The organism is Paenibacillus sp. FSL P2-0121, from assembly GCF_037975345.1.
Taxonomy (GTDB): Bacteria; Bacillota; Bacilli; order Paenibacillales; family Paenibacillaceae; genus Paenibacillus_AQ; species Paenibacillus_AQ odorifer.
In genome coordinates this window covers 4,528,285-4,548,072 of record NZ_CP150245.1, presented here as the reverse complement: position 1 = coordinate 4,548,072, position 19,788 = coordinate 4,528,285, and the positions used below count along the sequence as shown (strand labels likewise).

22 protein-coding genes are annotated in these 19,788 nt (G+C 39.2%); 14 read left to right on the top strand and 8 right to left on the bottom strand.

The window, feature by feature from the left end:
- Positions 1–37: 37 nt before the first annotated feature.
- Positions 38–1,903 carry an LTA synthase family protein gene (locus MKY54_RS20200; protein ID WP_076218177.1) on the bottom strand — a complete coding sequence of 622 codons (1,866 nt, stop codon included), beginning with the start codon at positions 1,901–1,903 and terminating at the stop codon, positions 38–40.
- A gap of 206 nt (positions 1,904–2,109) precedes the next feature.
- Here MKY54_RS20200 and MKY54_RS20195 point away from each other — a divergent pair, with 206 nt between their 5' ends.
- From MKY54_RS20195 to MKY54_RS20175, 5 genes are all read left to right on the top strand, one after another.
- Complete coding sequence (locus tag MKY54_RS20195) at positions 2,110–2,658, top strand: sigma-70 family RNA polymerase sigma factor (protein ID WP_339187695.1); 549 nt, start codon at positions 2,110–2,112, stop codon at positions 2,656–2,658.
- Entirely contained in the window at positions 2,648–3,940 is a 1,293-nt protein-coding gene (locus MKY54_RS20190; protein ID WP_076310457.1) for a DUF4179 domain-containing protein, read from the top strand. The genes MKY54_RS20195 and MKY54_RS20190 overlap by 11 nt, the downstream gene beginning before the upstream one ends.
- Before the next feature lie 2,147 nt (positions 3,941–6,087).
- The gene (locus MKY54_RS20185) at positions 6,088–6,603 is read left to right on the top strand and encodes a GNAT family N-acetyltransferase (RefSeq protein WP_076127348.1); all 516 of its coding nucleotides are present in this window, start codon (positions 6,088–6,090) and stop codon (positions 6,601–6,603) included.
- Positions 6,604–6,651: 48 nt separating this feature from the next.
- Complete coding sequence (locus tag MKY54_RS20180) at positions 6,652–7,140, top strand: LURP-one-related family protein (RefSeq protein ID WP_076127346.1); 489 nt, start codon at positions 6,652–6,654, stop codon at positions 7,138–7,140.
- A gap of 257 nt (positions 7,141–7,397) precedes the next feature.
- The gene (locus tag MKY54_RS20175; protein WP_076127345.1) at positions 7,398–7,814 is read left to right on the top strand and encodes a transporter; all 417 of its coding nucleotides are present in this window, start codon (positions 7,398–7,400) and stop codon (positions 7,812–7,814) included.
- Positions 7,815–7,889: 75 nt separating this feature from the next.
- Here MKY54_RS20175 and MKY54_RS20170 read toward each other — a convergent pair whose 3' ends face one another.
- Together MKY54_RS20170 and MKY54_RS20165 are read right to left on the bottom strand one after the other, a co-directional pair.
- Entirely contained in the window at positions 7,890–8,018 is a 129-nt protein-coding gene (locus MKY54_RS20170) for a hypothetical protein (protein WP_339187692.1), read from the bottom strand.
- Positions 8,015–8,914, bottom strand: a complete 900-nt coding sequence (locus MKY54_RS20165; RefSeq protein ID WP_076127343.1) for a LysR substrate-binding domain-containing protein — start codon at positions 8,912–8,914, stop codon at positions 8,015–8,017. The genes MKY54_RS20170 and MKY54_RS20165 overlap by 4 nt, the downstream gene beginning before the upstream one ends.
- 136 nt (positions 8,915–9,050) lie before the next feature.
- On the opposite strand from MKY54_RS20165, the gene MKY54_RS20160 reads away from it, so the two are divergent.
- The 4 genes from MKY54_RS20160 (at position 9,051) to MKY54_RS20145 (ending at position 11,232) form a co-directional block, all read left to right on the top strand.
- A complete protein-coding gene (locus MKY54_RS20160) occupies positions 9,051–9,362 on the top strand; it encodes an antibiotic biosynthesis monooxygenase (RefSeq protein ID WP_076127341.1) in 312 nt (103 codons plus the stop codon).
- 156 nt (positions 9,363–9,518) lie between these two features.
- The gene (locus MKY54_RS20155) at positions 9,519–10,004 is read left to right on the top strand and encodes a GNAT family N-acetyltransferase (protein ID WP_076127339.1); all 486 of its coding nucleotides are present in this window, start codon (positions 9,519–9,521) and stop codon (positions 10,002–10,004) included.
- Between the two features lie 191 nt (positions 10,005–10,195).
- Positions 10,196–10,636, top strand: coding sequence for a 3-hydroxyacyl-ACP dehydratase FabZ (gene fabZ / locus MKY54_RS20150; RefSeq protein WP_076127337.1), 441 nt, complete (start codon positions 10,196–10,198; stop codon positions 10,634–10,636).
- Complete coding sequence (locus tag MKY54_RS20145) at positions 10,633–11,232, top strand: chorismate mutase (RefSeq protein WP_076127335.1); 600 nt, start codon at positions 10,633–10,635, stop codon at positions 11,230–11,232. The genes fabZ and MKY54_RS20145 overlap by 4 nt, the downstream gene beginning before the upstream one ends.
- A gap of 171 nt (positions 11,233–11,403) precedes the next feature.
- On the opposite strand, the gene MKY54_RS20140 is transcribed toward MKY54_RS20145, so the two are convergent.
- Positions 11,404–11,823: a hypothetical protein gene (locus MKY54_RS20140; RefSeq protein ID WP_076127333.1), complete on the bottom strand. Its 420-nt coding sequence runs from the start codon at positions 11,821–11,823 to the stop codon at positions 11,404–11,406.
- Positions 11,824–12,148: 325 nt separating this feature from the next.
- Here MKY54_RS20140 and MKY54_RS20135 point away from each other — a divergent pair, with 325 nt between their 5' ends.
- The 4 genes from MKY54_RS20135 to MKY54_RS20120 all read left to right on the top strand — a co-directional run bounded on the left by MKY54_RS20135 (position 12,149) and on the right by MKY54_RS20120 (position 15,041).
- Entirely contained in the window at positions 12,149–13,387 is a 1,239-nt protein-coding gene (locus MKY54_RS20135; RefSeq protein WP_076127331.1) for an ATP-binding protein, read from the top strand.
- Positions 13,388–13,509: 122 nt separating this feature from the next.
- Entirely contained in the window at positions 13,510–14,163 is a 654-nt protein-coding gene (locus tag MKY54_RS20130; RefSeq protein ID WP_339168619.1) for a DUF421 domain-containing protein, read from the top strand.
- Between the two features lie 94 nt (positions 14,164–14,257).
- The gene (locus MKY54_RS20125) at positions 14,258–14,527 is read left to right on the top strand and encodes a hypothetical protein (protein ID WP_248548548.1); all 270 of its coding nucleotides are present in this window, start codon (positions 14,258–14,260) and stop codon (positions 14,525–14,527) included.
- A 40-nt stretch (positions 14,528–14,567) separates the two neighbouring features.
- Entirely contained in the window at positions 14,568–15,041 is a 474-nt protein-coding gene (locus MKY54_RS20120) for a GNAT family N-acetyltransferase (protein WP_076301726.1), read from the top strand.
- A 68-nt stretch (positions 15,042–15,109) separates the two neighbouring features.
- On the opposite strand, the gene MKY54_RS20115 is transcribed toward MKY54_RS20120, so the two are convergent.
- Both MKY54_RS20115 and MKY54_RS20110 read right to left on the bottom strand, forming a co-directional pair.
- Positions 15,110–16,519, bottom strand: coding sequence for an MDR family MFS transporter (locus MKY54_RS20115; protein ID WP_076183007.1), 1,410 nt, complete (start codon positions 16,517–16,519; stop codon positions 15,110–15,112).
- 88 nt (positions 16,520–16,607) lie between these two features.
- On the bottom strand, positions 16,608–17,033 hold the full coding sequence (locus tag MKY54_RS20110; RefSeq protein ID WP_076183004.1) for a MarR family transcriptional regulator: 426 nt from the start codon (positions 17,031–17,033) through the stop codon (positions 16,608–16,610).
- A gap of 266 nt (positions 17,034–17,299) precedes the next feature.
- Here MKY54_RS20110 and MKY54_RS20105 point away from each other — a divergent pair, with 266 nt between their 5' ends.
- Positions 17,300–17,380 (top strand): YjcZ family sporulation protein, encoded by an 81-nt coding sequence (locus MKY54_RS20105; protein WP_232061537.1) that lies wholly within the window; start codon positions 17,300–17,302, stop codon positions 17,378–17,380.
- A gap of 95 nt (positions 17,381–17,475) precedes the next feature.
- Here MKY54_RS20105 and MKY54_RS20100 read toward each other — a convergent pair whose 3' ends face one another.
- On the bottom strand, positions 17,476–18,531 hold the full coding sequence (locus MKY54_RS20100; RefSeq protein ID WP_339187683.1) for an ankyrin repeat domain-containing protein: 1,056 nt from the start codon (positions 18,529–18,531) through the stop codon (positions 17,476–17,478).
- Positions 18,532–18,826: 295 nt separating this feature from the next.
- Positions 18,827–19,717, bottom strand: coding sequence for an AraC family transcriptional regulator (locus MKY54_RS20095; RefSeq protein WP_076143736.1), 891 nt, complete (start codon positions 19,715–19,717; stop codon positions 18,827–18,829).
- Positions 19,718–19,788 lie beyond the last annotated feature (71 nt).

Below are 19,788 nucleotides of genomic sequence, written 5' to 3'. Positions count from 1 at the left end.
TTTGGTGAGCACAGTCTTTTTTGCTATACATTGCAGCTTATTCTTCAATAACTCTATCCGGTAGCTGTGTAACATAGCTGTCTGACAAATGGAGCAGCTGTAAGGCACGCTCGAATTCGTCTTCTGTGGATTGCAGAGGTTGGTTGCCGTTACCAGATAAAGTATAATGCTGGCCATCCTCGAAGCCACTGCCGGATAAGAAGAGCTCTTCGTTATTTACGAAAGATCCTGTAGGCAAGTAATACCGTTGTGGTAGTAAGTTATAAGTTGATTGATTCAAGAGATCTTGTCCGAAATGAATATGATCTGCAAGAGAGACACCCAACAAATTAGATACGGTAGGTAAAATATCCACTTGCCCGCCTAGCTGTTCTTTTACACTAGGAGTTGTAATCCCTGTCGCTGACATGATCAACGGAATATTAATCAATTCACGTTCCGAATATTCATGGCCGAGAATCTCTTCCAGTAGGAGATGATCATCCTCTTTTAGAGAGAAGATAGGCAGTCCACGATGATCCCCGTACAATACGATCAAGCTGTTATCCCACACACCGTTTTGTTTGAGCTCATCGATAAAAAGTCCCAGCGCATAATCAGCATAATTCTGAGCCCGAATATAATCGCCAACAAGCGTTCCTTCGAATCGCTCTGGAAGTGTCATTTTGTATTTATCCTCTGGGATGGAGAACGGATTATGAGATGACATCGAAATTACATGGGAGTAAAAGGGTTGCTCATTCTGATCCATTCTTGCCAGCTCTGCAGCTGTTTTTTCATACAAAACTTCATCAGAAGCGCCATAGAATACTGTGTCTTCTTCCCCAAAGTAAGTTTTATCATAATAACGATTGAATCCCAAAGCACTATAAAGCTCACCACGGTTCCAAAAGTCGACTTCGTTCGTATGGAATGTTGCCGTATCGTAACCTTGTGCTTGCAGCAGCTTGGGTAAGCTTGGTAGCTCTTTAGGAGCGTACATTTGGGTAGCTGGACCATCAGGGGGTACATAAAAAGAAGTGTTCACAATAAACTCTGCATCTGAAGTGTTGCCTTGTCCAACCTGCTGGTAGAAACGCGGGAAGTAGAAGCTGCTGGCGGCAAGCTTGTTCATATTTGGTGTGATTTCTTGTCCATCAATCTTTAGATTGATTAAGAAGTTCTGGAAAGACTCCATTTGCAGAATGATTAGATTTTTTCCTTTGGCGGCTCCAAATAAAACCGGATTAGAGCTAGCTTGAATTCCTTTAGTTTTATCAATAGTGGATTGCGTAATCTCAGAAACGTCAATTTGTTCTTCCTCTTGATCAGCTAGCAGAGAGTAGGCTTCATAATTAAGAATGCCCATTTGTTCCGCTTTAATCGTTTCGTTCATACTGGCACGGTTTGGAAAAATATTCATTGCACAAATGATGATGGAAATACAGAACAGGACTGCCACCGCTTTACGGTTACTTTTGCGCGACATGGCTTTTTTCCAATCCAGCGCTTTCTGTTTTCTAAACATAACCAAGCTGATGACAATGATATCCACAAAGATAAGCATATATTGAGGACGAAGGACCGAAAATATACTTTTCTTTACGGCTCCCACTTGTTTGACCTGATCTAATACTTGCGAAGTAGCAATGATGCCAAAATGATTATGATATACAATTAATGAGAAAAATAGAGTAGTAATCAATACATTGACAAGCATGTAAATTGCAATTTTTCGTTTCGTAGCGAACCATTCAATCAAGCAAAAGACTAGAAGTACAAAAGGGATTTCTTTAAGCCAAGTGGTCCAAGTAGGGCCATCTTCAAATAGAAAATACCAGGCAAAATAGCTTTTTACAAGCATAATGAGAGAGAAGAATAGCAGGGATCTTTTACTAAGTGTACGAGGTTCTTTAAACGGCATTGCTTATGCCCATCCTTTTCTTTTTAGATTAGTTCATTCTATTACATTGAAGCGTTTAAAATCAACTAGATTTGGGTATGTCTGAGTGAAATTTTCCTGAATATTACAGTTTAGGTGGATTGAATAGTTCACGATATATAAAAATTTTTTATGAAGATGAACTTTTTACAGTGCTCCTGACTCATATAGGGGAGAGAGGTGAAGGCATGGATGTTGTTCGATTGGTGAAAAAAGCTAAAAAGGGAAATAAAGAAGTTTTGCTGCAATTAATCATGTATGAAAAAGATATTTTTTATAGGCTTGCGTACAGCTATATGGGAAATGCGCATGATGCTATGGATGCCATGGAGGAAATGATAGTTACGTTATACGAGAAGATTGACCAACTTAAGAAAGAGGAGTCTTTTTACAGCTGGAGTAAGACGATTTTGGTAAACGGCTGTAAACGGCAACTTCATAAGCGAAGCAAGCTGATGTTATTAGAGGACTGGAGCATCACTGACGAGAAGGAAAAAGCCGATGTTGCATCAGGCGATCCTTATCATAAAAGTGAACAGCAAATGGATATGCAGGCGTTATTGTTACATGTGAACGAGCAGCAAAGAGAAGCAATTCAATTGAAGTATTTTCATGATCTCGATTATCAAACGATAGCTGAGATCACACAGGTCTCGATCGGAACTGTTAAATCAAGGATCTACAATGGATTACAAACGCTGAAAAATCATTACAGAGGTGATGTTGATGAACAATAACGTCGAACAACGATTAGTGGATGAGAAGAGGAATTTAGAGTCCATAACTGCACCTGAGGGTTTAGAAATGAGATTAAGAAATGCTTTAGACTCGGCACCTCCAAAAAGAATAAAAAGAAAAAGCTCGCCCCTCTGGAAGATTGCAGCCGTCATTATATTAGTGATAGTAGTTTCTGGAAACAGCTATAATGCCTTCGCTTATTATGGAAAAAAGTTATTTGGTTTTGATGAGGTGTTAGAGGGAACTTTACAACAACTCAATGAACAAGGAATGGGACAAAGCATAGACAAAAAGACGACGTTAGCAGATGGAACAGAACTTACGATTAACGGAATTATGGCAGATGCCAATCAATTTATTGTGTATTACACGTTAAACAATCCTAAGGGACTAGAGGAGACGGGAGATCATTTTAGTCCTTCAAAAATAGAAGGGTTTCTCACGAATTCCAACATAAGAAGTGGCGTATCTTTAATCAACGACGAACATACAGAAATAAAAGGCACGATGACATTTGATAGCGTAAGCCCATTCTCGAAAAAACTGACACTTCATTACTGGGGACCTCCACAGAAAGGGCAGATGAGTGAAGGGAGCATAACGTTTTCTTATAATCCAAATCAAGCGATGGTGACTCAGATCAAACAGTCGATTAATAAAAAGGTCAAAGCCGACAAAGGATCAATTACCTTCAAGTCGATCACGGCCACACCCACCATGACTGTGATTAAAGGGAGTATGAATGTCGAGAATTTCGATCGAATAAGATTAGGGTTAGAAGGCATTCAATTAATTGCCAATGGAAAGCCTGTAGAAATATTAGGTAGTAGCAATAAAACCTCGCTGGGTGGGAGATCATTTGATATTCGTTATGACACCTTGCCAAAAGAATTACATTCATTGCAGCTGGTTGTTAAAGAGTTTGTTGGATATCAGAAGCTGGAAGAGAAGTATCCTCTAAATGCTGATAGTAATGAGCCGATTCTACTAGGGGATAAAGAATTATGGATTAAAGATGTGACCAAGACCGCTCAAGGGATTGAAATAACTATTGCTACAGATGAGGATGTAATGCTGGATGGTGTGTCTATAGAAAATGCTAACGAAAACACGGCTTTAAAAACAACAATTAATCAAAAAGAGTCAGAACAAACGAACGGTAAACTCATGAAGGAACGCACCTTATTATTTGATACACAAACGAAACCTGAAAGTATTCTGATAGAAGGAATACATTATATGAAGGAATATAACAAGGTCATTGAGATTCCTGTGGATTAAAAAGAAGTGCCATATCCATAATTTATGAAATATAGTAAGCTATAATAGTCTGAGAAAGTGAGGGGGTTATGGAAAATATAGGAGCTTATAAGGTGAGTCGTCCGTCGTTAATGTCGCTTCTGTTTTCTATGATTTTTTCAAGTGGCATACTATTGTTAAATACCAGAAATAATACGGAGTATAAAGTATTACTTTATTTTGGTTATATATGGTCGGCTTTCTGTCTGATTGTTGTAATCATATTGCTCTATAGGATCATTACGATTAGAAAGTTCATTGAGGTTCGGATTCTTCCGGACTCTATAATAGTAGAAAACAAAGAAATTCAAGCGAATCAAATTGAGAATATTTATGTAAAGGGCTATTTCATACCCGTAATAGGCATTAAACCTGTAGATCACAAATTTCCTCCCTATAAATTATGTTTTAGTTTTCTTGACGACGAATACAAAGGAATGAAAGAACTAACCGCATGGGCCGAAAGTAATCAGATTAAACTATCTAAAAAAAGATTTATGAGATGGCTTTAACCGGGCTCTGACCAGTCCACCATACCGCGCTATATGCGCACAGCGGAGAGGATGGGTGTCCTAAAAGCCGAAAATGGCTGTTGGGGCACCTCATTTTTTTTGCTCCATCATCGTCCCCCAAACGTCGCTCGTTTTCTCCATCCGCGAATCCTGAAACTTCGTTTGCTTCCTCCATCATCAAGAACCCTCTACTTTTGTCACCTCCGCTATCCCCCAAAAAAAACTACACTTTCTTCGATCACATTTGCACACCCGTAAGCATCTATCGGACTCAGATGACCCTTAGACGCGTCATATCCCACTTTTGGAACCCTAACGGACCGCATAGTCGTTATTGGTCTAAAAAACACCCCGAAAGCAGCCTTTTCAGGGGAATAACTTCACTGGAGTCCGAAACCTTGCTCCAAAGCCGAAATCTTCGCAAATAACGTCATCTGGGTCCGAAAGTAACCGCCATCCATCATCAAACTCCCAAGCCACAATTTCTTCGATCACTTTGCGCACCCGGAAGCATCTAACGGACTCAGATGACCCTTAGACGCGTCATATCCCACTTTTGGAACCCTAACGGACCGCATAGCCGTTATTGGCCTGAAAAACACCCTAAAAGCAGCCTTTTCGAGGGAATAGCTGCACTGGGGTCCGAAACCTTGCTCCAAAGCCGAAATCTTCGCAAATAACGTCAACTGGGTCCGAAAGTAACCATCTTCCATCATCGAATCCCCAAGCCTCGTTCGCTTCCTCTATCCACGAATCCTCATACTTCGTTTGCTACTGCTATCACTGATTTCCAAATCCCGCTGACATTCTCCATCGTAGACCCGCAAATCTCGCCGATCTATTCTCCATCACCGATTTCTCAAAGTTGGCTCACTTCCACTATCATCACCTTTAAGCCACGCTTTCTTGGATCAAATTTGCGCACCCGGAAGCATCTATCGGACTCAGATGACCCTTAGACGCGTCATATCCCACTTTTGGAATTCTAACGGACCGCATAGTCGCTATTGGCCTGAAAAACACCCCAAAAGAAGCCTTTTCGAGGGAATAGCTGCACTGGGGTCCGAAACCTTGCTCCAAAGCCGAAATCTTCGCAAATAACGTCATCTGGGTCCGAAAGTAACCATCTTCCATCATCGAATCCCCAAGCCACACATTCTTGGATCACGTTTACGCGCCCGGAAGCATAAATCGGACTCAGATGACCCTTAGACGCGTCATATCTCACTTTTTGAATCCTAACGGACCGCATAGCCGTTATTGGCCTGAAAAACACCCCGAAAGCAGCCTTTTCGGGGGAATAACTGCACTGGGGTCCGAAACCTTGCTCCAAAGGCGAAATATTCGAAAATAACGTCAACTGGGTCCGAAAGTAACCGTCATCCATCATCGAATCCCCAAACCACGCTCGCTTCCTTTTGGAGTTCTGACTGCCGTAGAGAGACTGATTACCCCAATACGCTAATAGGTAGAATGAATGGTAAATCCTTAGTTTTTTTGTTGCAAATACAACAATTATGTTATACTATTTTCCTGTCACATCTGCATAACACCATATAATTAGAGCTCAAAATAAGAGTTTATTTGTAAATTGATATTTTAAAAGGAGAAAACAATATGGCTATCAATATAAAAAAGTGCACGGTCGAAGATCTAGGTTCACTTCAAGGAATTAGTGTTGAAACATTTAATGAGACATTTAGTAATCAAAATTCACCTGAAAATATGAAGGCCTACCTGGATAGAGCATTTAACTTAAAACAATTAGAAAAAGAATTGTCGGATAGCTCATCAGAATTCTATTTTATTTATTTTAATGAAGAAATCGCTGGGTATTTAAAGGTAAACACCGAGGATGCTCAATCTGAAGTAATGGGTAATGATTCACTTGAAGTCGAGAGGATCTATATTAGAAAAAAATTTCATAAACAGGGGCTTGGGAAATATCTAATAAATAAAGCTATAGAAATAGCGGTACAATGTAATAAAGAGAAGATTTGGTTAGGGGTTTGGGAAAAGAATAAGAACGCTATTAGCTTTTATGAAAAAATGAAGTTTGTTCATACAGGAACTCATTCTTTTTATATGGGTGAAGAAGAACAAATAGATTTTATTATGACAAAACAACTATAACATTTGTCTAAAATGATGTTAACTAAGAGGATCGATAGGAGGCTTAGAATGAAGCAACTTTATATAAAACAAAAGGTATTCAGTCTAAGTGGTAAATTCACGGTAAAGAATCAGCAGGAGCAAGATGTCTATTACGTAGAGGGCAGTTTTATGCAAATTCCCAAGACATTCTCCATCATGAATACAACAAGAGATGAAGTCGCACTTATTACGAAAAAAGTGTTCAGTTTTTTACCAAAGTTTTTTGTAGAAGTAGATGGTCGAGAGGTATTGACGATTAAGAAGGAGTTTTCTTTCTTTAAAGCACGTTATACGATTGATGCGGCTGACATTGAGGTACATGGTAACTGGTGGGACATGGATTTTCAGGTTTTACAGCGTGGTGTAGTCATCGGTAAAGTGAACAAAGAGTGGTTCACTTGGGGTGATAGCTATAAGGTTCAAATATTGAATGATGAGATGGAAACGCTCATGATTGCGTTCGTTGTCGCTATTGATTGTGTGAAGGCTGACCAGGCATCTACATCACATCAGTGAAGATTCAATATTAAAGTTAATAACTTAGCAAGGTGATGTGGACGGAATAAATTCAGCAGGTAAAGCTGAGTGTAATTGGTCAGTTTATCTATGATGCGCTGAACGTACCATAAGTAGGCAAGTTAGGTTTCTGATAGTGCCTATGTTAGATCTTATTGTTGATTTTCATTTTTTGAAAAAACGCCTATTGCGCCCAAACGCTCTCTCCGCGAATGCATATGATGATTATGCCTACTCATTGAAAGGAGCGATCACATATGGGATTTTTTCCAACACCGGGAGCCGGCGGGGGATTTCCAGGATTCCCAGGCGGACCTGGCGTGCCGGGAGGACCAGGAGGACCAGGAGGACCTGGAGGACCAGGGGGACCAGGGTTTCCGGGTGGAACCCCCGGACAATTTCCGGGGGGTGCACCGGGAGGCGTTCAAGCGCCGACGGCTCCTCCACCGCAATTCGTGCCACAAATGTCGTCTACCACATTTGCCATTGATCCCGGCGGGATCAGACGCTGCCTGTTCCGCAACACATACATTTGGCTGAACAACGGCGAGCAATTCTGGTTCTTTCCGGTATTCGTCGGACGTAATTCTATTGCAGGGTTCAGATGGAATGGTTTTTTCTGGTCGTACTTCGGCATTGATTTGAATCGGATTAGCTCGTTCACGTGCTTCTAAGGTAGACAGCGATAGAGAACAGCCAGCAGGCTGTTCTCTATGTTGTGCAAATTATCGTGTCCCCGGAGTTGTGAATTACGCAAAAGATACATAGTGAAGAATCGTTTCCCCTGACGCTAACGTTAATGCTGGAAAAAAAAGGACTACTCTGCGAAGGATAGCCTTAAAGCTTGCCGTTACAGACAGCGCGTTGAGCCATCTCATAAATCACGGTAATGCGGAGGGATGGGCACGTTGGTGATCCATTGTGTTATGAATTCAATTAGTTTTTTTGCCGCTGGAGAGGCATTTTTAATGGAGGCGGCTGCAATACCAATAGAACGATAATACTCGCCTTCCAATGGGCGATAACATACATTGTCGGGGAGATGTGACAAAATCATTTCTGGGAGAATACTTAACCCTAAACCATTTTGTACCATGGCTATTATGGCATGATCATCTTCTAATTCATATTTGATCGTGGGTGTGAGTTTATTTTGCGAGAAAATTCGCTTTACATCGGTGTCACAACCCGCAATGGGCATGATAAAAGGTTCATCAATCAATTGCTCAAGGCGGATGGTTGATTGGCGCTCGAGAGGATGATTCTGCCACATAATGCAGACCATCCTATCTTTTTGAAGAGGGACCACATGAAAAGCATCTCGAGTAGGCAGATTAACAAATCCCAAGTCAGCGGTTCCATCGGCAATCCATTCTTCTATTTCAGAGTAGTTACCATCAAGTAGTTTTATTTCAATATGTGGAAACTGATTTTGAAATTGTTTAATGATTTGGGGCATCCATTGGATCGATACACTAGAGAAAGCACCTATTTTCACAGTGCCGATTTCGACACCCTTTAATGCAGCTACTTCTTGATTGAGTTTTTCATTAAGTTGGAGGATTTCTCTGATATGTGGGATTAAACGTTCGCCATCGTTGGTTAACCGGATACCCGATCTGTTTCTTATGAGAAGACACAGTCCGAATTCAGCTTCTAAGCTAGAAAGCGCATGACTGATGGCTGATTGTGTTAAATTTAATATCTCTCCTGTTTTGGTAATGCTGCCGATCTCAACTACCTTACTGAAAATTTGATATTTTAAAAGATTCATAATGATTTCTCTCCTCAATAATGTATGAAAAAAATTCATTAAACTAACAATTAATATTCATTATTTTTATCTTAATTATAATAGTATAATCTGTTTTATATAAAAACATCTACGATTAAAGGGGAGTTTGAGCGGAATGGTTCATGAATCAAACGGATCTTATTATGCAGTCATATTTTCAAGTCAACGTACGGAGGGGGATAACGGGTATAACCTTATGGCTGAAAAAATGGAGCAGCTTGCGTCCGGGCAACCTGGGTTTTTAGGAGTGGAAAGTGTCAGGGATTCTTCAGGAGCAGGTATTACGATTTCTTATTGGGAGAGCTTGGACGCGATTAGGAACTGGAAACAGCATCAATCTCACAAAGTTGCTCAGGAGAAAGGTAAGAAAGAATGGTACCAAAATTACAAAGTAAAAATTTGTAAAGTTGAAAGAGAGTATTCTTGAGTGGTAACATATTACTGCAAAGTCATTGGGAATCAATCCATTGAAGCGTACAACAACAATCATTTTATTTCTCAAAAGGATGCAAAGAAACTTATTCGAGAAAATAGAAGAGTCCGTTACTAATTAGATAAAATATAGATATGGGATGATTTTTAGATGAACTATCAAATTAAAAGGGCGACCCTTGAAGAAAAAGAAATCCTCAACAACCTAATGCAATTTTATATGTATGATTTCTCCGAGTATATGGATTTGCACCTTGAAGAAAACGGAAAATTTAATGATTATCCTCTCAACGATTACTGGACAGAAGAATCGAATTTCCCATATCTGTTAACTCTGAATGGGAAAAATGCTGGATTCGTTTTAGTCAAAATAAAAAATAGAGATGATGATTTATACTTTTCCATTGCAGAGTTTTTTATTATAAAAAAGTATCGGAGAGTAGGATTAGGTAGACTAGTCGCAAAAGATATTTTTAATATACATAAGGGGCAATGGGAAGTTTACCAAATAGATAATAACGAGCCCGCACAACGCTTTTGGAAAAAGGTGATAGAGGAATACACTGGCGGAAAATTCACTGAACGAATTGAAGCAGGGAGAAAGACACAGGTGTTTGTTAATCGAGTTGAATCTTAAGCTAGGGTACAATAGATCAATAAAAAGCGGCAGTCGTGGACTTTATTTTCTAGTCCAGGGTTGCCGTTGTTTTTTTAGGATCTCCAGAAGTGATGTTATAGGCCAGTTGTCCGGGTATTTTTGAGTAGTACAAAATCACTTCTGATGTTAAAATTACCCAAAAAGTATTTTAGGAGGCTAAGACGGGAATTATGCTAAATATACAGCAGATTGTAGAACTTATTCCTCATCGGTATCCGTTTATTTTAGTGGACAGAATTATAGAGCTGGAGGAGAACAAAAGAGCAGTAGGTATTAAAAATGTATCCATTAATGAACCGTTTTTTAGCGGCCATTTTCCTGAGCATCCTGTTATGCCGGGTGTTTTAATTGTGGAGGCATTAGCCCAGGTAGGCGGAATCACAATGTGCAAAAACGAGAAGCTGATGGGCAAGATAGGGTTATTAGTTGGCATTGATAATGCCCGTTTTAAGCGCCAAGTAACGCCTGGGGATCAGCTTCTTCTCGAATTCGAAGTCAATCGGATGAAAGGTGAAATTGTAAAAGGCAAAGGCACCGCAACAGTAAATAGTGAGCTTGTATGTGAAGCTGAGATTTCTTTTGCATTTGTGCAAAAAGGAGGTTCAAAATGAAAAGGATGCCGTTTGTACGACCAACCGAACATTACGATCTGCAAATTAAGGATATTGACGAGCAAATATGTGCATTGATTAAGCAACGAAAGGAAATCTCGAATAATAATCCAGGATTCCCACCGTTTGAATCTATCTCTAAATGGGCAGAAAATTATGAGCTCTATGAGGATTTTTTGAAAGCGGTATTTGGGACGTTGCTAAGTGAAGATCATTTTAAACCGATGGTTGAGCCAATTGATTTTAGAAAACATATTGCAGTTCTTAAATCAATTGAGAAAGATGGATTTTTTTATACACTGACCTCTATACGCCAATATAGTAATGCTAGTGTGGTCACCCTTAATATAGATTGGGACATGACAACTGAGCTTCCAACAAATTCTCATAACCATAGCTTTTTCGAGCTGTTTATAGGCGAAGAATATGATAGTCGAATGATGAATGGCGGAAGTTCAACCGGAAAAGCTTCTTATAATTACGTAATTTCTCCACCGCTCTCTGACGATCCTTCAGGTGTTATATTAGAGTTCAGGGAACATGGTAAACCCTTCAAGAACAATGAGACAGGAAATCAAATTGTTTTTAGGCTGTAGTACTTATTTCTTCTCCGGAAAATATTGCTTATAGCTATCTCCATTGCTATTATCAAAAGTGGAGATCCGAGCGAAGTTAGTTTGACTCCGCTCCATATCACAGTTAACGGATTTTTAGTGAAATAAAAACCGGCCATCCTGAGGGGATGGCTGTTTTCTGTGTAAGACAACTTAATGATTCATTTCCGAATGCGTTCCTTCCTCAGGAGATTTGCCTTCTGGTGGGATCCAAACGATTTGATGAATATTATTGTCTGCTACTAAATAGGTATAAGCCCAGCCCGCTTCATTTTTAAATCTAACCGTTAAATGATAAGGATTATATTGTCTACCTTCTGGCCGGCTAATCTCCCACTCTTGATAAGGGTATTTTTTCTCCAGATATTGATTAAGTTGTTCTGTTTTTTTAGAAACTTGAAACTCAATCCAAACGGGACGAATCGCAAAGGATAAAAGCAAAAGTAATGTTAATATAGAGGCTACGATTAAACCGAGTTTTCTAATCCTCGTAGGTGAAACTAATACTATAACAAAAATGACAAGGACAAACCCAACCGACGTTACAATTTCGATTACGGTTATGGGATGCAATGAAATCCTCTCCTTCTCTCAGATACAGAAAGGTGGCAGCTCTAGAATTATGAGCCCTTAAAAACTACGAAGGTACAGTTTACAATTTAGATATTCAGGAATACGAAAATTGATGACCCCAAACAGATTTCAGATGTCTGTATTTTTTTGCTAATTGTGGTTCTATAGTATGATTTTTTGGGATTATTTGAAAAATGGTTGAGAAATACATAGTGTATAGTCAATACTGTGACTTATAATGTTAGCTTAGGTAATGATCTAAAACTCTTAATATAACCTTGAATATATTCATTTACGCAGCAAAAGGCTGAAAGGAAGTCATCTCTTGTTTGAAACCCTACTTTTAAATTTTTTGTTTTTGCTTTTTCCAGTATTAACATTTCTAATATTCTTTGAGAATCGGGCCTATTCCTACAATAGATTGATTCTCGTTTTTATGTCTGCAGTGACCATGAGTCTCTGTATTGCAAAACCTATCAGACTTGAAATTGGCTATATTTTTGATTTAAGGTACATTCCGTTTATTATTGTGGCACTGTTTGGAGGATATAGGAACGTTCTTCCTCTATATATTATTTTGAATGCTTACAGATTCTATGTGGGTGGAGGTGGAGTATTTTATTCGTTTCTATTTGCGACAGCGATTCTGATTTTGGTGCCGTTATATAAAAATAGATTTTTAAAATTACCATCGAAGGGCCGTGTGATTGCGGCAAGTCTGATTGCTTTGCTAATTATGGGGGTTTATCTGTTAATTTTAGGTTTTGTTCAGGATTCCTTAGACAGGCAATTTTGGATTCTTTCATTAAATGCGTTGACAACTCATGTTGGGGTGATGAGTGTCATTATGATTTTGATTGAGAAGATTATCTCCAATATTAAAAATCGGGAACGGATTGTTCAATCGGAAAGATTAAATGTCGTCAGCGAGCTAGCGGCAAGTGTATCCCATGAAATCAGAAATCCACTTACAGTGACTAGTGGTTTTTTGCAGCTATTAAATAAATCTAAAACGATGACGCCAGAGGAAAAGGGCTTTGTAGAGTTATCTCTACAAGAGCTACAGCGAGCAGAAAAAATTGTAAGTGATTATCTCTCCTTTGCCAAGCCACAATCTGAAAACATGGTTTACTCCAATATGAAGGCAGAATCAGAATATACTAAAAATATCATAATGCCTTATGCCACTATGCACAAAGTAGATGTCCAATTTAGTTTTAATAATTCGTTAAATAAAAACTATGACCGAAACCAGATTCAGCAGTGTCTAATTAATTTATATAAAAATGGTATAGAAGCGATGAAGGAAACCGATGGCGGTACGCTATTTATCGATATATTTGAAAAAAAACAAAATATTATGATCAGTATCAAAGATAACGGAGTCGGCATGACTAAAGATGAAATATCGCGACTCGGTAAGCCGTATTATTCGACTAAAGCAGAAGGAACGGGGCTGGGTATGCTTATGGTCTACAGTACCGTCGATAAAGTGAAAGGAACTATTGAAGTCGATAGTGAAAAAGGCAAAGGGACAACGTTCCTTATAACTATCCCAACATAGGCAAGTTGCAGAGAGTATCTTTTGCTGTTTATACCCCACTAGGAGTGTGTAATACCTCTCATGAATGGATTTCGTGTAAAAAGGGTAACGAGCCTGTGCGAGTCCCATCTGGAGGTGCAGCAATGGAGATATTTGTATCTATAGGCGTCAAATTGGTCATCAGCTTTTTTGGTTTGTGGATCATTACCTTTATTACCGGCCGCAAGACGCTTAGTCAATTGACACCACTCGATTTTCTGTCTTCATTGATTTTAAGTGAAATTGTCGGCAATACGATATATGATGATGAGGTGAAGATCTGGCATCTGCTGTTTGCTCTTTTTATTTGGACCGCATTATCTTATCTGTTCGAAAAGGTGACCACCTATTTTGTGAAATTCGGGAACATGGCGGAAGGCCGGACAGTGCTGCTAATTGACGATGGCAAAGTGAATCAGGATTTGTTGGAGAAATACGATATTGAGTATACCCAACTGCTGTTCATGCTGAGGCAACAAAATATCTTTTCCCTAAGTGAAGTGCGGTATGCTCTGCTTGAAACGAACGGCTCTCTATCGGTTATGCGCAAGTCTGAAGCTGAGCAGTCTTCTGCTTTTTCCATAACAGTTATTGATAAAGGCAGGGTACTGGAAGAGTCCATGCGGGGCAGATCGATGAACAAGGAGCAGATTCAGGAACGCGTCAGAGAGCAGGGTTATAATTGCATTGAGGATATTGCCTATGCTGAATATAAAGAAGACGGAACGCTCTATATCCTTCCCAAAAACAAACCATAAATCAACATGATAAGACGCTGGAGCCGAGTGGCTCAAGTGTCTTTATTTGAAATCAGGAGTGCCTAGTGAATAATAAATTTTAATGGAGGTAAGGATGATTAGTTTAGGATTATGGATCTTAACCGCTCTAATTGTGCTAGTTGTTGTAATGTTTCACGCAGGAGCATTATTAGATTTTATCCGGCCTAGTGTCCTACAAACTCAAATTTTTGGTCTTCACATTACATTGTTTGGAGTAGTTGTGATATTGGCCTATGAGGGTGGTCGCGGGATAGGCGTTTTTGTTGGATTAATTGGACTGTTTACGGGGATCTTGGGCTCTTTTAGAGATTCCTCTAAACCGGAGGATAAAAAGAATATCTGACAGCTTATATATTTACTAACTTTCGGAGGGGTATAACTTTATGGAGATTTCTTTATGTAAAGCAGACGCGAGCGACGCAGAGTTTATTCATGAAATGCAAGTCAAAGCCTTTATGCCATTGCTGGAGAAATATAAAGATTATGAAACCAGCCCAGCCAATGAATCTGTGGAACAAATCAGGGATCGAATTAATCAGTCTTTTGCAGATTATTATATGATTAAGTATTTTGATATTGCTGTGGGCGGTGTCCGTATCGTTAAAAAGGATAATAAAACTTATCGGGTCAGCATCATCTTTATCTTGCCAGAACATCATGGGAAGGGGATTGCCCAGCAGGTTTTTGCAATCATTGAACAGAGATATAAAGATGCAAAGAAATGGGAGCTGGATAGTATTATACAGGAGCAAAGAAATTGCTATTTATATGAAAAGTTAGGGTATAGAAGCACGGGGGAAACCAAAAAAATAAATGACAACTTAACATTAGTTTTTTATGAAAAACATATGAGTTAAAGCCTTAGGGTTATACTTAAAAAAAAGACAGCGGGCAGTTCATGTCCACTGTCTTTTTCACATACAAATCAATACACTCGAATACGCTTCACAAATAACGATATAATCAATCCAATACCTGCAATTGCTGCGATAAATAAGTAAGCATGTGTAATTCCAGCGGTTAATATTTCAGGCTGTGCAGCGGTTGGATGTGTGTTTGCGAATCGTGTTTGTCCGCTAGACATTAGCGTAACAGCGAACGTTGTACCAAGAGCACCTGCAATTTGCTGAAGTGTACTCATAACAGCAGCCCCATCCGGATAGTATTTCACGGGTAATTGATTTAACCCATTGGTTTGAGCGGGCATAATGACCATAGCTAATCCGATAAACATTGCGCAGTGTATTAAAATAAAGGTTAGGCTACTGGTTTCAGTAGAGTTTCTTGTAAATAGAAAACCAGCAATGGTTGCGATAAAAAATCCAAGCGGCAGCAATAATTTCGGACCGTATTTATCGAATACTCTACCCGTAACTGGAGCCATAGCCCCGTTAATAACACTGCCTGGAAGAAGTAGAGTACCAGCCATTGTGGCCGATAACAATAAACCTCCTTTTAAATATAAAGGTAATAAAATTGCAGAAGATAAAATGATCATCATTCCTAAAAAGAGCATTATAAGACCTATCGTAAACATGGGATATTTAAATACCCGTAAATTCAGCATTGGGGTTTCCAATTTAAATTGCCGTAATACAAACAAGATTAAGCTGATGAAACCAACAATAAGAGGCAGCAAAACAATGATTTCACTCAAAGAATGATCAGCAAAGTTACTAAAACCAAAGACGATTCCACCAAATCCAAAAGTAGAAAGCAAGATGGATAAAATATCTATTTTAGGTTTTGTGATGTTGGCTACATTTTTAATGAATGTTAATCCGAAACCTAATGTAAATAACAATAAAGGTAAGCTTATCCAAAAGATATACTCCCACCCAAAATGATCTACAATTAAACCAGATAGAGTAGGCCCAAGTGCCGGTGCACACATAATAACGAGCCCCATCATTCCCATGACAGTTCCGCGTTTATGTGCAGGAAAAATAATAAGAATAATATTGGTCATTAATGGAAGCAATAAGCCTGTCCCTAAGGCTTGCACTAATCTTGCAATTAATAATGAGGTGAAATTAGGCGAGAGGGCAGCAATTAATGTACCGACGATAGATAATAGCAAGGAAGCTGTGAATAATTGTCTAGTGGTAAACCATTGCATTAATAGGGCGGATATTGGAACGAGGATACCTAATACAAGTAAATATCCTGTGGTTAGCCACTGAACCGTTGAGGCGTTGATTGAAAATTCATCCATTAAATTTGTAAAAGCCATGTTTAAGGCGGTTTCACTAAATAGCCCGACGAATGCACCTAACATAAGCGAGAAGGCCATGAGGGCTGGACGTTTAACTTGAACAGTTGATGATGATTCCATAATAATGATGAACCTCTTTTCAGAATTTTGATTCGTATTATTTTTGCATGATAGATGATATATCAACTATAAGGGGGAGAGAAATGCTTTAAGCACTTCTTACATTATTCAGCACATGTGTTAGCAAAGTCTTTAACGTTGAGTAATCTGAAGCAGATAATCCTGACTCGATAATTTCGTTTAAATTGACCGTCACCTCATTTATAGTATTCTCTAATTTCCGTCCTTCTTCTGTTACATATACATTTACCGCTCGGCGATCTTGCGCACTTGTTACTTTGTGTATGTAACCTTTGCTCTCTAAGCTGGCGATCATTCGGGCAACACTGGCTTTGTCCTTACCAAGATTAGCAGCAATCTCGTTCTGAGATAGACCTTCTTTCTCAAGCATCAGAGCCATAAGTAGATGCTGTTCAGGTGCAAGTCGAAAAGGAGCAAGTAACTTTGTTAAATAATTTGCTATTTCTAAATGCAAATCTCGAATGACCAAACCTAAAGGTTCTCTTGAATCCATATGATCTCTCCTAATTGAAGAATAGATGATATATCAACGTTATTGATTTGTCTATATTAGCATAAAGTTATGTATGCTTGTCAAGTTAAAGAAAATGAATTGAATCATAGACTTAGATACAAGCGGCAAAGTTGTTTAATGCCCAATCACTTGATGATACATAGTCATATGCTGTTGTGAAATTTAAAAAAATTAATTAGGGAGGGATTTAAATGGGGTATAACTGTGTTGGGGGCGTTCAAGAACAAAAAAAGGCTCCAGTTTGTATTAATCCTTGGACATCAACGGGTACGATTCTTGTGCTTTACATTCTTCTCGTCATTATCCTTAAAACTTGTTGGATCTAGAATTCATGTAAATTGATGCCCCAAAGTTTTTTCTTCGGGGCGTTTCTTTGTTTTCTTTAGTTAGATAATAGACACGTTAAGGATTCAGGATAGACTTAACGGGAATAATCGGGTTGTGTCATAGAAATAGGCTGAGGATTGGCAAGTACCCATTGCACCGCCAGCTCGCATAATCTGGCTGGTTGCTCATTGCCAGCGATGTTGCGGAACCGTTTGGCGAGTGATGTTGCCTCTTGAAGAAGGACGGGCTCTAAAGGCGTTCCCGTGCTAAAATGCCGTATCAGTGCATCCAGCATTTTACGGTAATCGGCATCCCAGTTTCCTCCGCCATTATTAAGGATTTCATGAGACACCCGCCCTGTGATGCGGATAACCTCACCCTGCACCGTTGTCGCGTGTCCTGAAGCAGGGACGAGAAAATCCCACAGCTCTTGGTGCTGTGCGGGCCATGCGGTTGCCGTTACCTCGATAGGAGAGATTCCATCATGTCTCTGCAGTTTCGCTATAGGCTCGACATCAAATTGCCGGTACAGCTCCAGGAGAGCATTTGCAGTTTCATCCAGTCGATCTTTATTGTAATTTGTTCTGACGAATTCAAAATCCTTGCCGATACGCCGCACGGATTCCTTCATCTCCGGCGTGATTACTGCTCCTGCATCCAGCATAATACGCGAGATTTCTGCCATGTGAACTATATCGATATTCCGGCATTGTAATAATCCTTTGGCGAGAGGTGTGTTTTTTCGGTTATTTTCTGCATGGACATTTGCGCCGCGTACCACCAGATCCCGCACTACTTTTGTTTTGTAAGAAGCAGCTGCTGAGTGCAGCGGTGTCTCATTCTGGTAATCCAGGGCTTCCATATCTGCACCTAGCTCAAGGAGTAAGGGGACATTTCCGGACCAGGTTGCAGCCTGAGCATGAAGAGGGGTGCGCTTATAGTTGTCGGCAGCGTTGATGTCAGCGCCCTGCTCCACAAGCCAGGAAACCATTTCATCCGGTATTTGCCGGAAGCTGAGGGCGGTACCTTTGCTGTAACCCCCACGGGCATCCCATTCGCATAGCTCAAATACCTCTTTTAAGGCAGACATATCATTCGTTTTAACCAGCTCGGCAAAATTGGCGGGTAATGTTTTTTTCTTTTTGCCCATCTCTTTTTTCCGCTCCTTTATTAATAGATAAATAGCAGATAACTTCTTGCAAGTTTATCATATAGGAGAATTGAACACTAATTCATGCAGGACGAAAAGGTTGAAGATATAAACGTAACTTTATTGGAAAATAGTGGGATATCGTTTATATGGCGATCTCGAGATCATAGACTATTAGAAAATGAAAAACATTAAGCTTGTGTCTTGGAAATATATTCGAGATTTACGAAGGACATCGAAATTACGCTAACACTAGGCAGTCAGACAAAGCGATCGACTCTGCTTTTGTTGTTTTTTAAGTTCGTTCATTTCTAATTTTTCTGAACTCCTTAGGAGTTATGTTTAAGTGTTTTTTAAAAGACTGGATAAAGTGATTTGCGTTATTGAAACCAACTCGCTGTGCGATTTCAGTTATCGTGTAGTCAGTTGCTATTAACAAATCACAGCTTTTATTAATGCGATATTTAATTAAGTAGAAATACGGAGTCATATGGATACTTTTCTTAAAACCTCGAGTGCACTCCGATACACTTAGATGTGCTGTATCTGCTATTTCCTTCAATGTCAAATTATTAGAATAGTTTTTGTGAATAAAACTAAGCATTAATTGTAGTCTCTCTTGCTGGAGTCTGTTATATTTAGACGATTCCTCAGAGGATAGAGAAAAATTTGATATAAGGATTAACCATAACTGGACAGTTTTGATAGAAACTTCGTACTCCCATCCCCATTTTTTTTTCGATTCAAATTCTTTTTTCATATCCCAAAGAATTTGTAGGATTTGATTATGCCAGTCCTTATCTCCTTTGATTTCTAAACTTAACAAGAATGAATTGGTATACGGAAGTACATACTTTTTTTCCATTGCACTTTCAGAATAAAAAGCGAGTAACTTCTCTGGGAAGTTAAAACTAACATATTCACCCTCTTGGTTAAGGTACGTAACAATATGAAGTACGCTCTTATTAATAAAGATGGCCTGACCTGCTTCTAAATCATAATTGATTCCGTTGACTTGTATGGTTAGTTTCCCTTTGGTCACTAAAGTAATTTGTAGTTCTTGGTGCCAATGTAGATCGTTAACCCCTCTGCCATTAGGAATAGATTCATAATTGGTATGAGTGTACATGATGTATGGAAATGCATCATCAGGAAATTGAATGGCTTCGTGCAATTGCTTTTTCAAAGTGCTTATTCTCCTTATTTGACGATATTTCTATATAAATTAAAGATATAGTTGCACAATATAGACCCTGA

What these genes read in the sequence shown, in the direction of transcription:
- MKY54_RS20200 (WP_076218177.1), bottom strand. Translation starts at nt 1,903, where the DNA reads ATGCCGTTTAAAGAACCTCGTACACTTAGTAAAAGATCCCTGCTATTC.
- MKY54_RS20195 (WP_339187695.1), top strand. Translation starts at nt 2,110, where the DNA reads ATGGATGTTGTTCGATTGGTGAAAAAAGCTAAAAAGGGAAATAAAGAA.
- MKY54_RS20190 (WP_076310457.1), top strand. Translation starts at nt 2,648, where the DNA reads ATGAACAATAACGTCGAACAACGATTAGTGGATGAGAAGAGGAATTTA.
- MKY54_RS20185 (WP_076127348.1), top strand. Translation starts at nt 6,088, where the DNA reads ATGGCTATCAATATAAAAAAGTGCACGGTCGAAGATCTAGGTTCACTT.
- MKY54_RS20180 (WP_076127346.1), top strand. Translation starts at nt 6,652, where the DNA reads ATGAAGCAACTTTATATAAAACAAAAGGTATTCAGTCTAAGTGGTAAA.
- MKY54_RS20175 (WP_076127345.1), top strand. Translation starts at nt 7,398, where the DNA reads ATGGGATTTTTTCCAACACCGGGAGCCGGCGGGGGATTTCCAGGATTC.
- MKY54_RS20170 (WP_339187692.1), bottom strand. Translation starts at nt 8,018, where the DNA reads ATGAGATGGCTCAACGCGCTGTCTGTAACGGCAAGCTTTAAGGCTATC.
- MKY54_RS20165 (WP_076127343.1), bottom strand. Translation starts at nt 8,914, where the DNA reads ATGAATCTTTTAAAATATCAAATTTTCAGTAAGGTAGTTGAGATCGGC.
- MKY54_RS20160 (WP_076127341.1), top strand. Translation starts at nt 9,051, where the DNA reads ATGGTTCATGAATCAAACGGATCTTATTATGCAGTCATATTTTCAAGT.
- MKY54_RS20155 (WP_076127339.1), top strand. Translation starts at nt 9,519, where the DNA reads ATGAACTATCAAATTAAAAGGGCGACCCTTGAAGAAAAAGAAATCCTC.
- fabZ (WP_076127337.1), top strand. Translation starts at nt 10,196, where the DNA reads ATGCTAAATATACAGCAGATTGTAGAACTTATTCCTCATCGGTATCCG.
- MKY54_RS20145 (WP_076127335.1), top strand. Translation starts at nt 10,633, where the DNA reads ATGAAAAGGATGCCGTTTGTACGACCAACCGAACATTACGATCTGCAA.
- MKY54_RS20130 (WP_339168619.1), top strand. Translation starts at nt 13,510, where the DNA reads ATGGAGATATTTGTATCTATAGGCGTCAAATTGGTCATCAGCTTTTTT.
- MKY54_RS20125 (WP_248548548.1), top strand. Translation starts at nt 14,258, where the DNA reads ATGATTAGTTTAGGATTATGGATCTTAACCGCTCTAATTGTGCTAGTT.
- MKY54_RS20120 (WP_076301726.1), top strand. Translation starts at nt 14,568, where the DNA reads ATGGAGATTTCTTTATGTAAAGCAGACGCGAGCGACGCAGAGTTTATT.
- MKY54_RS20115 (WP_076183007.1), bottom strand. Translation starts at nt 16,519, where the DNA reads ATGGAATCATCATCAACTGTTCAAGTTAAACGTCCAGCCCTCATGGCC.
- MKY54_RS20110 (WP_076183004.1), bottom strand. Translation starts at nt 17,033, where the DNA reads ATGGATTCAAGAGAACCTTTAGGTTTGGTCATTCGAGATTTGCATTTA.
- MKY54_RS20100 (WP_339187683.1), bottom strand. Translation starts at nt 18,531, where the DNA reads ATGGGCAAAAAGAAAAAAACATTACCCGCCAATTTTGCCGAGCTGGTT.